The sequence below is a fragment of the Herbaspirillum sp. FG34 genome (assembly GCF_057809315.1).
Window position 1 is genome coordinate 43,300 of record NZ_JBMDJS010000021.1, and the last position, 13,343, is coordinate 56,642.

The 13,343-nt window shown below is 63.3% G+C and carries 12 protein-coding genes; 6 read left to right on the plus strand and 6 right to left on the minus strand.

The features are described 5' to 3' along the window. Positions 1–107: 107 nt before the first annotated feature. Both pncB and ACODSZ_RS20610 read right to left on the minus strand, forming a co-directional pair. Positions 108–1,283: a nicotinate phosphoribosyltransferase gene (gene pncB, locus ACODSZ_RS20605; protein WP_488928441.1), complete on the minus strand. Its 1,176-nt coding sequence runs from the start codon at positions 1,281–1,283 to the stop codon at positions 108–110. A gap of 195 nt (positions 1,284–1,478) precedes the next feature. Further along, entirely contained in the window at positions 1,479–2,732 is a 1,254-nt protein-coding gene (locus tag ACODSZ_RS20610) for an ABC transporter substrate-binding protein (protein WP_175343161.1), read from the minus strand. A 381-nt stretch (positions 2,733–3,113) separates the two neighbouring features. Between ACODSZ_RS20610 and fdxA the strand changes: the two genes are divergently transcribed. The 5 genes from fdxA (at position 3,114) to nth (ending at position 7,886) form a co-directional block, all read left to right on the plus strand. After that, positions 3,114–3,437 carry a ferredoxin FdxA gene (fdxA, locus tag ACODSZ_RS20615; RefSeq protein ID WP_034350114.1) on the plus strand — a complete coding sequence of 108 codons (324 nt, stop codon included), beginning with the start codon at positions 3,114–3,116 and terminating at the stop codon, positions 3,435–3,437. 321 nt (positions 3,438–3,758) lie between these two features. Then, a complete protein-coding gene (locus tag ACODSZ_RS20620; protein ID WP_008327414.1) occupies positions 3,759–4,832 on the plus strand; it encodes an NAD(P)/FAD-dependent oxidoreductase in 1,074 nt (357 codons plus the stop codon). Positions 4,833–5,150: 318 nt separating this feature from the next. Then, positions 5,151–6,386 carry a polyhydroxyalkanoate depolymerase gene (locus tag ACODSZ_RS20625; protein ID WP_008327412.1) on the plus strand — a complete coding sequence of 412 codons (1,236 nt, stop codon included), beginning with the start codon at positions 5,151–5,153 and terminating at the stop codon, positions 6,384–6,386. A gap of 130 nt (positions 6,387–6,516) precedes the next feature. Beyond that, positions 6,517–7,239 (plus strand): electron transport complex subunit RsxB, encoded by a 723-nt coding sequence (gene rsxB, locus ACODSZ_RS20630; protein WP_175343160.1) that lies wholly within the window; start codon positions 6,517–6,519, stop codon positions 7,237–7,239. Next, entirely contained in the window at positions 7,236–7,886 is a 651-nt protein-coding gene (gene nth, locus ACODSZ_RS20635; RefSeq protein WP_175343159.1) for an endonuclease III, read from the plus strand. Before rsxB ends, nth begins: the two co-directional genes overlap by 4 nt. A gap of 7 nt (positions 7,887–7,893) precedes the next feature. On the opposite strand, the gene ACODSZ_RS20640 is transcribed toward nth, so the two are convergent. Beyond that, positions 7,894–9,075: a branched-chain amino acid ABC transporter substrate-binding protein gene (locus tag ACODSZ_RS20640; protein ID WP_488928450.1), complete on the minus strand. Its 1,182-nt coding sequence runs from the start codon at positions 9,073–9,075 to the stop codon at positions 7,894–7,896. A gap of 280 nt (positions 9,076–9,355) precedes the next feature. On the opposite strand from ACODSZ_RS20640, the gene ACODSZ_RS20645 reads away from it, so the two are divergent. Next, positions 9,356–9,787: a DUF1841 family protein gene (locus ACODSZ_RS20645; protein ID WP_008327399.1), complete on the plus strand. Its 432-nt coding sequence runs from the start codon at positions 9,356–9,358 to the stop codon at positions 9,785–9,787. Positions 9,788–9,863: 76 nt separating this feature from the next. On the opposite strand, the gene ACODSZ_RS20650 is transcribed toward ACODSZ_RS20645, so the two are convergent. From ACODSZ_RS20650 to ACODSZ_RS20660, 3 genes are all read right to left on the minus strand, one after another. After that, positions 9,864–10,217, minus strand: a complete 354-nt coding sequence (locus tag ACODSZ_RS20650) for a c-type cytochrome (protein WP_175343157.1) — start codon at positions 10,215–10,217, stop codon at positions 9,864–9,866. 14 nt (positions 10,218–10,231) lie between these two features. Beyond that, positions 10,232–10,552 carry a c-type cytochrome gene (locus ACODSZ_RS20655; RefSeq protein ID WP_034350112.1) on the minus strand — a complete coding sequence of 107 codons (321 nt, stop codon included), beginning with the start codon at positions 10,550–10,552 and terminating at the stop codon, positions 10,232–10,234. A 366-nt stretch (positions 10,553–10,918) separates the two neighbouring features. Further along, positions 10,919–13,168: a site-specific recombinase gene (locus ACODSZ_RS20660; RefSeq protein ID WP_488928442.1), complete on the minus strand. Its 2,250-nt coding sequence runs from the start codon at positions 13,166–13,168 to the stop codon at positions 10,919–10,921. Positions 13,169–13,343: the final 175 nt, after the last annotated feature.

Below are 13,343 nucleotides of genomic sequence, written 5' to 3' on the forward strand. Positions count from 1 at the left end.
AGCTGCCGGCGCAGGCCATCCCGAGGGGTCACACTATAGCAGCCGACCTGCCGCGCGCACGCAAAAACGCCCGAGTGGAAAAACTTTCAGGTATCGTTCAAATCCGGTCAAGCCTTGATCTGGAACACCTGGCGCAGATAATTCACATAGGCCGGGTCGTCGCACATGTTCTTGGACGGCGTATCGGACAACTTGGCCACCGGCTGGCCGTTGCAGCGAACCATCTTCATGACGACCTGCAAGGGCGTATAACCGAGGTCATTGGTCAGATTGGTCCCCACGCCGAAGGCCACCTTGGCGCGATCCTTGAAGCGCAGGTAGAGCGCGCGCACCTTGTCGAAATCCAGGCTGTCAGAGAACACCAGCACCTTGCTGGAAGGGTCGACGCGATTGTCGCGATAGTGCTGGATCAGGCGCTCGCCCCACTCGAAGGGATCGCCCGAATCATGGCGCGCACCATCGAAGAGCTTGCAAAAGTACATGTCGTAGTCGCGCAGGAAGGCATCCATGCCATAAACGTCCGAGAGCGTAATGCCGAGGTCGCCGCGATACTCGCGCGCCCACATCTCGAAGGCGAAGGTCTGCGAATCGCGCAGGCGCGGCCCCAGCGCCTGGCAGGCCTGCAGGTATTCGTGGGCCATGGTGCCCAGCGGAGTCAGGTCGTGCTGCATGGCGTACATCACGTTGGAGGTGCCAGCGAAGTGGCTCCCCATGTGCTGCTTCATCTCGTCGATGACTTCGGCATGCCAGCTGCGCGAGAAACGGCGGCGGGTGCCATAGTCGGCAATCTTGCAGCCGGCCAGTTCGGCATCATCGGTGATGACCGACATCTTCTTGCGCAGGCGCGCCCTGCCCTCTTCCAGGTCCGGCGAACGCTGGGTGGCGCGGAAATACACTTCATTGACGATGGCCAGCACCGGCACCTCGAACATGATGGTGTGCAGCCACGGCCCCTTGACCTGGATGTCGATCTCGCCATTGCCGGCCGGATCAGGCTGAACGGTGATGTACTTTTCGTTCAGGTGGAACAGGTCGAGGAAATCGACGAAGTCGCTCTTGATGAAGCGCAGGCCGCGCAGATAGTTCAGCTCCTCTTCCTTGAAGCGCAGCCGGCAGAGTGCGGCGATCTCCGCACGGATCTCGTCGACGTAAGGGGTCAGATCGATGTGCTCGTTGCGGCATTTGAACTTGTATTCGACCTGGGCGCCGGGGAAGTGATGCAGAACCACCTGCATCATCGTGAATTTGTACAGGTCGGTGTCGAGTAGGGATGTGATGATCATGAAGTCCGGATGCGGACAGGCCGCATGCTGCCATGTTGATGGTCCACGTGCATGGCGGGCCGCCCCGGAGCGGTCCGCACGATGCGTTGGCCACGCCCTGAAGCGTCGCGACCGCTATCTTAACCGAGATCGCCCAAGGCAAAGCCCCCTGCCCTGAGGGGGCTTTGCGGTGTGGATGCGGTGCGAAAGCGCGACTTACCTGCCCGCCGAAGCCGGACGCCGTGTGCGTACGTAGGTCGGTGGCGGCAGGTAGGGCGTACCGTCCAGGTAGCGCCATTGGCGCATCGTGCTGCGACCGTCCTTCTGCGAGACCAGACCGATGAAGGCCCCCATCGAGGCTTGCTGGTCCAGTGCGCGCAAGCTCAGCTCACCCAGCGGCGAAGACCAGCGCAGGCCGCGCAACGCGTCCAGCAGCGCGTCTCCTGGCGCGCCCTCGCTTTTCTTCAGACCGCCTGCAATGGCCATCATGGTGCTGTAGCCAATGAGCGCCGACAATTGCGGCGGCTCGCTGAATTTCTTCAGATAGGCATCCAGGAAGCGCTGGTGCTCGGGCGTATTGATCTGGTCCCAGGGGTAGCCGACGGCGACCCAGTCGTGGATCGCTTCACTCTGCCCGGGCTCCACGATTTGCCCAACGGGCGAGGTCATCGACACCACCTGCACGCCCTTGAACAACTGCTGGTCATTACCTGCCTGCACGAATTTTTGCAGGTCTTCGCCGAAGGTGGCGTTGAAGATGCCATCCGGACGCGATTGACGGATCGCCCGTACGACGTCATCGGCCTTGATCTTGCCCAGCGCCGGCCACTGGTCGCTGACGAATTCCACATCCGGACGCGCCTGCTTCAACAGCATCTTGAAACTGGCCACCGCGCTCTGGCCGTATTCATAGTTGGGCGCCACCATGGCCCAGCGTCGGCCCGGCATGCGCGCGGCTTGTTCGGCCAGCATCGCGGCCAGCATGTAGGTGGAGGGACGTACGCGGAAGGTGTAGCGATTGCCCTTGTCCAGGGTCACGGCATCGGAGAGTGCATCACCCACCACCAGCACGGTCTTGCTGCGGGCGGCCTGGCGCGCCACCGCCAGGGCCACGTCGGAGGGCATGGTGCCGGTCAGCACTTGCACATGCTCCTTGCTGACCAGTTCGCGTGCATTGCGGGCAGCCTGGTCGGCATCGCCCTCATCGTCACGGCTGATCATCTGCAAGGGATGACCGTGGATGCCGCCGGACTCGTTGATCTGCTCCAGCGCCAGTGCCAGGCCGTTGCGGTAGGCTTGTGCGGCAGCCGCGGCGTGTGCCTGGCTGTTGATCTCGCCGATGAGGATAGGCTCGGCAGCACCGGCGGCCAGTGGCAGCGCCAGCGCAACGGTCACCGCCAGCCTGCCCAGCAGGGCCGGCAGCAGGGAAAGACGGAATCGGGGGGAGGACTGGGGGCCTGCAGCGTTCACGCCGGAACTTCCTTGTATTGATGTGCGGTAAGCCGCGTCCTGTCGGCGGACCTGCTCCATGGGCTGGAGCGGCAGGCCACGGGACCCTGGCGACGGCTGGGCTTATCGCGCGCTTGTTTATTTACTTATACGTAATCTGTATAAGCCTCATTTGTGGGAAAAATCGAATTACCTTAAAATACAAGGCTTTGCGGCGGGTTGCGCAGCGGCATCTCGAAAGCCTTCAAGGGCCTCCTCCAGGCGTCCACAAGACGCCAGATACCGGCAAAAGCACCTCAACAAAGGTTGACCAGCCGCAACATGATTTTAACCGTGCCATATTGCCATCAATTGCGGCGCAGTTAGCCATCGGTTTGAAGAAATTTTACAGATAGGACAGTTATGACCCACGTTGTCACCGATTCCTGCGTCCGTTGCCGCTATACGGATTGTGTGGATGTTTGCCCGGTGGATTGTTTCCGCGAAGGCCCCAATTTCCTCGCGATTGACCCCGATGAGTGCATCGACTGCGCCGTCTGCGTGGCCGAGTGCCCGGTCAATGCGATCTACGCGGAAGAAGACGTGCCGGCTGACCAGCAGCAGTACATCGCCCTGAACGCCGATCTGTCCCGCAACTGGCCCTCCATCACCAAGACCAAGGCACCGCTGCCGGAAGCCGAGGAGTGGAAGGACAAGACCGACAAGCTGCAATACCTGCAGCGCTGATTCCTGCGGAGAATCAAGCGGACCGGGCCTGACCCGGTCCACAATGGCGGTTGCGCATCCAGCCCGGCAGCTTCATCGCCCACGCCAGATGCGCAGCCGTTTGCATTTGGCCGCCGGCAACAACCCTGAGAGCCGCATGGTCGGGCCTGCCCCACGCTTGGTCGACCCGTTGCGCTCGGTTCAGCACCTTGCGGCAGCTTGCAGCATCTCTTTACCTGGCCTCTCCCCCTGCCAGCGGCTCCGCCGCCAGCCCGCGCGCAGCGCTTCGGGGAAAAGCCGCCCTACTGATCTGATCTACTGAAACAGGAATATCAAGAAATCATGGAAAACAATGTCCAGACTGCGGCAGTCAACGGTGTCATCGATGCCGATGCCGTCATCATCGGCGCCGGCCCGGTGGGCCTGTTCCAGGTATTCGAACTCGGCCTGCTGGAAATCAAGGCGCACGTGATCGATTCGCTGCCCGTGGTCGGCGGCCAGTGCGTGGAGCTGTATCCGGACAAGCCCATCTATGACATCCCCGCCGTGCCCGTCTGCACCGGCCAGGAACTGACCGACAACCTGTTGAAACAGATCGAGCCCTTCTCGCCGACCTTCCACCTGGGCCAGGAAGTGACCCTGGTGAACAAGCGCGAAGATGGCCGTTTCGACGTCGAAACCTCCACCGGCACCAAGTTCATCACCAAGACCATCTTCATCGCCGCCGGCGTGGGCTCGTTCCAGCCGCGCACCCTGAAGGTCGAAGGCATCGAACAGTTCGAAGGTTCGCAGGTGTTCTACCGCGTCAAGGACCCGGCCCTGTTCGAAGGCAAGAACATCGTCATCTGCGGCGGCGGCGACTCCGCGCTGGACTGGGCGCTGAACTTCGTGGGCAAGGCTGAATCGGTGATCCTGCTGCACCGTCGTGAAGAATTCCGTGCCGCCCCGGCTTCGGTGGCCAAGATGAAGGAACTGTGCGAACAGTATGAAATGCAGCTCCTGATCGGCCAGGTCACCGGCACCGAGATCAAGGATGGCAAGCTGGCCGAAGTCAAGGTCACCGGCGCCGACGGCGTCACCCGCCGTCTGCCGCTGGACATGCTGCTGGTCTTCTTCGGCCTGTCGCCCAAGCTGGGCCCGATCGCCGAGTGGGGCCTGGAAATCGAGCGCAAGCAGCTCAAGGTGATGGATACCGAGAAGTTCGAGACCAACGTCCCGGGCATCTTCGCCGTGGGCGACATCAACACCTATCCGGGCAAGAAGAAGCTGATCCTGTCGGGCTTCCACGAAGCCGCGCTGGCTGCCTTCGGCGCTGCGCCCTACATCTTCCCGGAAAAGAAGATCCACATGCAGTACACCACCACCTCGCCCAAGCTGCACAAGATCCTGGGCGTGGAAAGCCCGGTGTTCGACTGATTTATTGGTCGTAACATCATCAGCGCCGCTGCAAGCGGCTTGCAGAGCCCCCGTCCGGTACGGGGGCTTTTCATTTATGAAGGTTTTTGCAGAAACCTGTGGGACTGGCACCACTGGTCTGACCAGCAAGCGGGGCGTAAGGCAAAGCATGCTATGCTACTGCGTCGCAACAAGGAAGAAGTTGACAAGTTAAACACAATATGAACTTTGTCAGCCGATGATCGTCGCCAAACGTTTGTGGCACATGCTTGCTGCGCACCTGGTCCGGGTTATCCGCCCGGACGGGAAAGCCAGCCGGTGCTTGTATAAAGGTCAGCTATGCTTTATCAACTGCATGAACTCAATCGCGCGTTCCTGAACCCCATGATGCAATGGGCCGAAACCTCGGCCAAACTGTTCTCGGACCCGGTTTCCCCGCTCGCTCACACCCCCTTCTCGCAACGCATTGCCGCCGGCTATGAGCTGTTGTATCGCCTGTCCAAGGAATACGAAAAGCCGCAATTCAACATCGGCGAAGTCGCTGTCGATGACAAGCCGGTCGGCATCACCGAGGAAGTGGTCGAAACCAAACCCTTCTGCCGCCTGATCCACTTCAAGAAGGACCTGTCGGCCCGCCAGAGCGCCGCGTTGAAACAGCCCACCGTGCTGGTGGTAGCGCCCCTGTCCGGCCACCATTCCACCCTGCTGCGCGAGACCGTCAGGGCGCTGCTGCAGGAACATGACGTCTTCATCACCGACTGGACCGATGCGCGCATGGTTCCGGTCGAACAGGGTGACTTCCACCTGCACGATTATGTTTATTACGTGCAGGACTTCATCCGCACCCTCGGTCCGGACGTGCACGTGATCTCGGTCTGCCAGCCCACCGTACCGGTACTGGCGGCCATTTCGCTCATGGCCAGCGCCAACGATCCCAAGCTGCCCAAGAGCATGACCATGATGGGCGGCCCCATCGATGCCCGCAAGTCGCCCACGGCGGTCAACGACCTGGCCACCGAAAAGCCCTTCTCCTGGTTCGAAAACACGGTGATCTACAGCGTACCGGCCAACTACCCCGGCTTTGGCCGCAAGGTCTACCCCGGCTTCCTGCAACATGCCGGCTTCGTGGCCATGAACCCGCGCCGTCACGCCCAGAGCCACTGGGATTTCTACATGCACCTGCGCGATGGCGACGATGCCTCGGCCGAGGAACACCGCAAGTTCTACGATGAGTACAACGCCGTGCTGGACATGCCGGCCGAGTTCTACCTGGAAACCATCAAGGTAGTGTTCCAGGACTTCAATCTGGCCCGTGGCACCTGGGAAATCGAAGGCCAGCTGGTACGTCCGCAGGACATCAAGTCGGTCGCCCTGTTCACCATCGAAGGCGAGTTGGACGACATCTCCGGCTCCGGCCAGACCCAGGCGGCCCAGGAACTGTGCAGCAGCATACCGAAGTCGCGCAAGCAGCACTTCACCGTGCCCAAGGCCGGCCACTACGGGATCTTCTCGGGCCGTCGCTGGCGCGAGATCGTCTGCCCCAAGATCGGCGAATTCATCCGCGCCAACGCGTAAGTACCGCCATCACGGCAAGAACGGCGCCCCGTCCCGACGGTGGCGCCGTTTTGCTTTGAGCTGCCGGCATGACTTGGCGGCGGTTTGGCCGGATAATAGCGCCCTTATTCCGTTGAACTGCCTGACCGCCGTGCCGCCATCCGCCACCACCGCGTCCGCCACCCTGGCCGACCGCCTCGAAGACCTGCTGCCGCAAACCCAATGCACCAAGTGCGGTTATCCGGCTTGCCGTCCCTATGCCGAAGCCATGGCCGAAGGCCGCGCTGCGTACAACCAGTGCCCGCCGGGCGGTGCCGAAGGCGTAGCGCGGCTGGCGCAATTGCTGGGCCAGCCGGTGATCCCCTTGAATCCCGCCCACGGCAGCGAGCAGCCACGCCGTGTCGCGGTGATCGATGAAGCCATCTGCATCGGCTGCACGCTCTGCATCCAGGCCTGCCCGGTCGATGCGATTGCCGGTGCGGCCAAGCAGATGCACACCGTCATCGAATCGCTGTGCACCGGCTGTGATCTGTGCGTGGCGCCCTGCCCGGTCGACTGCATCAACATGGTCGAGGCCACGCCCGGTCGCACCGGCTGGCAGGCATGGAGCCAGGAGCAAGCCGACGCCGCCCGTGCGCGCCACGACTGGCGCACCTTGCGCCTGAAGCGCGAGAAGGAAGAAAACGACGCCCGCCTGGCTGCCAAGGCCGCCGCCAAGTTGAAGGAAGTGGAAGCGGCCGCGGCCGGCACGCCCGAGGAACAAGCCGAACTGGCCCGCAAGAAAGCCATCATTCAGGCCGCCATGGAGCGCGCGCGCCTGAAGAAACTGCAAGCCGAACAAGCCAGCCCCCCGACCGGACGCGAACAGCCATGAACCCGACCAAACGCCGCGAGATCTTCGAGCGCCTGCGCCAAGCCAATCCCACCCCCACCACCGAACTGGAATACACCACCCCGTTCGAACTGCTGATCGCCGTGCTGCTCTCGGCCCAGGCCACCGACGTCTCGGTCAACAAGGCCACGCGCAAGCTCTATCCGGTGGCCAACACGCCCGAGGCGATCTACCGCCTGGGGGTGGAGCAGCTCATGCCCTACATCCAGACCATCGGGCTGTACCGCACCAAGGCCAAGAACGTCATCGAGACCTGCCGCATCCTGATCGAGCAGCACGGCGGCGCGGTACCGGAGTCGCGCGAGGCACTGGAAGCCTTGCCCGGCGTGGGCCGCAAGACCGCCAACGTGGTCCTGAACACGGCCTTCGGCCATCCCACCATCGCGGTGGACACGCACATCTTCCGGGTCTCCAACCGTACCGGCATTGCACCAGGCAAGGACGTGGACGAAGTCGAACGCAAGCTCATCAAGTTCGTCGCGCCCGAATTCCGCCAGGATGCGCACCACTGGTTGATCCTGCATGGCCGCTACACCTGCATCGCGCGCAAGCCCCAGTGCTGGAATTGTCTGATCGCCGACCTGTGCGAATTCAAGCAGAAAACGCCACTTCCAGCCAAGGGCGTGTGAACGGGCCCTAGCGAGGAAGCCCGTTCAGACGGGCGATGGGCACCCAGCGCTGGTCCTGAACTTCATAGAGGGTAAAAGTCGGGTTGAGCAGGTCGCCTTCCTCGTTGAAGGCGACCGGTCCGCTCACGCCCTCAAAGCGCAGGCGGTGCATGGCGCGGGCAATCACCTCCGGATCGGTGCTGCCGGCATGGCGCAGACCGAGGATGATGGATTGCGCCGCCTCATAGGCAAAGACCGCATAGAGGTCGATTTCCGAATCGAAGGCATCGATGTAGCGCTGGCGGAAATGCCGCCAGCCCGGCATCTTGTCCTGCGGCGGACCGGGTTCCAGCACCAGCGCCCCGTTGGCATCGGGTCCGGCGCGCATGAGGAAGGGCAAGCCCAGCGTACCGGGCGAGGTCATCAGGCGCGCCTCCAGTTTCAATCGACGGATGGATTTGGCCAGCACGCCTGCCTGCCAGTCCAGTCCGCCGAAGAAAATCAGGTCCGGCTTCAGGCTGCGGGCCTGCAGCAGCGGGGCGTTGAAGTCGGAGGTCTTGTCACTGACGTCGTACCGGGCCAGCACCTTGCCGCCCTGCGCCTGTACTTCGCGGGCGAACTGTTCGGCCAGGCCCTGGCCGAAGGGCGTGCGGTCGTCCAGGGTGACCACGGTGCGCACACCGAGCTTCTCGACCGCGTAGCGGGCCGACCAGCGGCCGATGCTCTCGTTGTTGGGAATGGTACGGAAGATGCGCGGATAGGACAGCGCCGTGAGCGTGCGGCTCATCGCCGAGGGCGTGACCTGGATCACGCCTGCCGCATGGTAGACCGGAGCAGCGGCCAGGCTGGTGCCGCTGGTCCAGTGGCCGACCACACCGATGACGTGCTGGCTCACCAGATAGCGCGCCACATATTGCGCCGTACCGGGGTCGGCGCGATCGTCCTGCGCGATCAGCTTGAGACGGTAGCGCGTGCCACCGATGACCACACCGCGCCGGTTGGCCTCGTCCAGCGCCAGTTGCACGCCATTGCACATGCTGCGACCAACGCCCAGCGACGGCCCGCTCAGGGGGCCGGCAAAGCCGATGGCCAGCGTTGCTTCATCGCCCGACGGCTCGTCGCTGGTCATGGCCGCCTTGCCGGCGGCCGAAGGCGCCGCCAGCGCACCCTGCGCCAACCAGCCCGCGGCAACCAGCGCCACGCACAACAACGGTCTTGTCCATGACCACGACATTGAACGGCGCACAGGCCGAATCCGGCCTTCACCAAAACGCATGCCTTATCCCTTCTCGCTGCCCGGCCTTGCGTTTCCCCCCATCGCGTCACGGCGATGCGGCCGGGTACTGCCTTGGATGGATTATTTTGATGCTTGTCTTAGGGAAAGAATATTACTTCATATCCGCCTGCCATGTCGCCGCTCCGGAGGCGGCTCCTGATGCGGCGGACAGACCGGCGTAGAATAGCGCTTTATCTCCGATTGATGCACCGCCATGTTCACGCCGTCCCAGCACGATGTCCGCCGCTTCTTCTGCGAAGCCTACCGCAAGCACCAGGGCAATCAGGTGCTCACGCCCCTGGAAGCCATCGCCCGCGACTGGATCGTCCAGCATCCGGAATACCATGAAGCCCTGCGCGACGTGGACGAAGCACTGGCGGCCGACTATTCCATCGAGCGCGGCCACAGCAATCCCTTCCTGCATCTGTCAATGCACCTGTCGATCACCGAGCAGATTTCCATCGACCAGCCCCCCGGCATCCGCGGCGCCTTTCAGTTGCTGGCGCAGCGCCGCGGCTCGGAGCATGAGGCCCATCACGAGATCATGGAAGCCCTGGGCGAGATGATCTGGAACGCCCAGCGCAGCGGCTTGCCGCCGGACGGGGCGGCTTATATCGACAATATCAAACGGCGAGCACAGGGATAGAAGCGCGCAAGACAACAAAAAACCACGCTGCAACACCCTGCCGGCGTGGTTTTTTTCCCTGCAGAACGGGCCCTTCTTATTTGCGCAGCACCAGGCTCCCCGGCAGGCTGTGCAGATACGCGGCGATGTCGTTGATGTCTCGGTCGGTCAGCGGCTTGGCCTGGGCCGACATGATGGCGTTGGTGCGACCGTTCATGGCGGTGTCGCCACGGCGGTAGGCCGTCAGCGCATGCTTGAGGTAGTCCGCATGCTGGCCGGCCAGCTTGGGATAGCCCGGGTCGATGGGCGAGTTGTAGTCCTTGCCGTGGCAGGAGGCGCAATTGTACTTCTCCACCAGCGCGCGGCCATGGGCCACGTCGGCAGCGCTGGCCGCTTGCGACAGCAGGGCCGTGGCGGCCAGCAGCATCAGGGCAATCAGATTGTTCTTCATCTCGTGGCTCCCCCTCACTTCTGCTGCGAATAGTAGGCGGCCAGGTCGGCAATGTCCTGGTCCGACAGGCTGGCGGCCACGCCCATCATGGTCGGATGCTTGCGCTCCCCCTTCTGGTAGGCGCGCAGCGCATTCTCGAGGTACTTGGCAGACTGCCCGCCCAGCATCGGCACCTGGTAGACCTCGGGATAGCTGGCTTTGTAGCCGGGGATGCCATGGCAACCGATGCACATGGAGACTTTGTTTTCAGCAGCCTTGGCATTGCCGACAATGTCGGCCGCAGACGCACTGCCAAGCATGCCGGCCAGGGCAAGAAACACGAGGTGTTTTTTCATGTGAGCAGGGTAAGTGAGTGAACTTGCCATCCGCCCCGCCTCAACGACGGCGCGACGGACACCCGACGAAACGCATCTTTTTTGCTGCCAGCGGCAAACTTTATCGTGCTTGTTCGATTGCCCTGGTACTGCAGGTTTGGCTGTTCTGCTATGGCTGAACCGATGTTTCGGATCAAGCTTGTCTCTCCACTCCCCCTGCCTTGCGCAAAAAACGCTTCCGATTCTAACCAATAAAACCGGCAGCGTCATCCCTGCCTGCAAACCCGCACCATCAGACGCAATCGCCCGCCAGGCAAGGCCGGGCGGGCGATTCACGGATTATATGCGCTGCAATATTAACGCTATGGCATCTGGCTGATGCCAAGCCTAGGCGACATGTTGTGTGGTCTGAACCTGCATATCTTGCTTGTGCTCAAGTGAAGCCAGGCGCGGCTGCGGCTCATCCTCGGCGGACCCGCCCTCGCCGTCATCGTCGCCTTCCTCGTCGTCTGCGGAGTCATCCTGCACTGCCGCATCGGTCTTTTGCGGAAGGATGAAGAACAAGGGCCGCGCGACGAATCGGCGCAACACCGCCCGCATGGCGATGTTGCGGGCCCGACGCGGCAGATCGCGCGAGCGCAGCGCCAGCGCCAGGGCACAGGCGAAGGCGACCGCCACCGACAACAAGGCCGTGACCACCACGCCACCGGCCGCCAACCAGAAGGCCGGCGTCATCAGCGCATCCCAGCCCAGGCTGAAGACCGCCGCCGTCAGCGTGCCGGCGGCCAGCGTCACATGGCGGATATCCAGCGGCAGACTGAAGAAAGCGGCCACGACCGGCGCCATCCCCAGCAGCAGGGCCAACGCCAGGCTACCGGCGATGGTGGCGACATTGCGCTCCAGCCAGGCAGCGCAGCGCTGGGCACGCAAGGCACCCAGTGCGTGCACCAGGCGGCGATGGTTGGACACCACCTCGCGTACCCGGCGCAGGGCGAACCAGTTGTCAGCAAACCCCGCCGCCAGGCTGGCCAGCCAGAGCAACACACCGGTCAATGCGGCATACAACGGGGTAGGCCCCACCAGCGAAAGCGCGCTGATGGCCTGGCGCGCCTGGTCAAGCGGCATGGGCCTGGCGCCCAGCGCAAACCAGCCCAGCGCGCACAAGGCGGCCGTCACCGGAATCACGGCCAGCAGGTTGCCGAAGATGCCCGCCGACTGCGAGCGCAGCAGCTGGCCGGATTCGGCGATGAGATCGCGCATGCCCTCGCTATCGAGGTCCCCCATCCGGGAGGCCAGCGCGGGGGCCGTCACGGCCGGCTGGCGGGTGGCCAGCACACCGCCCAGCGCGGCAATGAGCAGGAAGCTGGCGGCGTAGTTGAGTGAAGCCAGAGCGCCATCGACGAAGTGCACCACGCCCAGCGTGGACAGGCTCTGCTTGAGCAGCGCGGTGGCGGCGATGACCGCCCCGCCCAGCAGGCCCGCGCGCATCACGCGGCGGTAACCGGCACCGTCACGGGCAATGGCCTGCTCGCGATGATCGGCATTGCGCTCCACCATCTTGCGCGCCAGCAGGGCAAAGCTGCGTCGCATCAGGCCGCGTACCGAATCGCGATGGTGATGGGCGGAGATCAGGTCGCACAGCAGCAACTGCATGCGCCCTGCCCCGGCCAATGCAGCCGGCCTGGCCACCATGCCGGGGATGGCCGGGCTGATGACCGGGCCGGGCACGCCGGAACGCACGTCGATGAGCCGCCCGATGCGTTGCAGGTGCGCGCGCATGCGCTCGACCCGATACACCAGGCTGACCGAGACCCCGTACTCATCCAGGTGCGCATAGATACGATCGGTCTGGGCATGACATACCGCCACCAGCATGCGCACGCTGCGCAAGGCACCCAGATCGCCCGGCTGGGCGCGCAACCAGGTTTCCATCTCGCGCCGCAGCGCCAGGAAGGGCGTGGCGCGCATCGGCATCTTGGGTTCCAGGCGCTGGCGGAAGGCCGGGCTGATACCGTCGGCCACCACGGTCGTGGTCAGGTAGGTGATGGCTTCCTCGATCTGCTGCCAGTACATGTGGGAAATGCCATCATCGGCCATCAGTTTCCACAGCCGTTGCAGCAGGTCATTGTCCAGCTCCAGCAACCAGGCGGCGTCGTCCGGATCGGGGAACATGGCCGTGAAGAGCGAGGACAGATCGGTCGGCGAGAGGTGGCGCGGCAGGACCAGCCGGGCCAGGCGTTCGCTCAGTTCGCCGAAGAAGCCGGGCTCGTGCGGCAGGCCGGTGGTGGAAAACAGTTCGGGGCCGGTGGCTTCGCGCAGGGTCTTTTGCAACGCGTTCTGGACCGCGCGCCGCACGTCGCGGTGCTGGTCCAGCCAGTCCAGCATGATGGCCAGACGTTGGCGCCGCACCTGGTGCCAGGCCTGGCGATCCAGCAGCGAGACGGCCGGACGATGGCGCAGCCATTCGGCCACGTCGATCATCCAGTTGGCCCGCTCATGCCAGCTGGCGGCGGGATCGATGCGGCGCATCAAGACCTCCAGTTGCCGGCCGACATCGTGGCGATCCATGTAACGCGCCTGCATGCCGTGACGCATTCGTCTCCACACCACCAGCATCTTGAAGAAAAGAAATTTCATGGGCAGTGAGCGCCTGGGGCGCTGTCAGTTTGTTGCATGCGTAGCCCTTGATATAGGAACGTTTTCACCAATTTCAAGCGGTCGCGGAGGTGCGCAGCTTTTCCCTTATACTCATGGAAACGTCCGGCACGGCTGCTGCAATGCCGCATCCTGTCGGCACGCCGACCACTGCAAC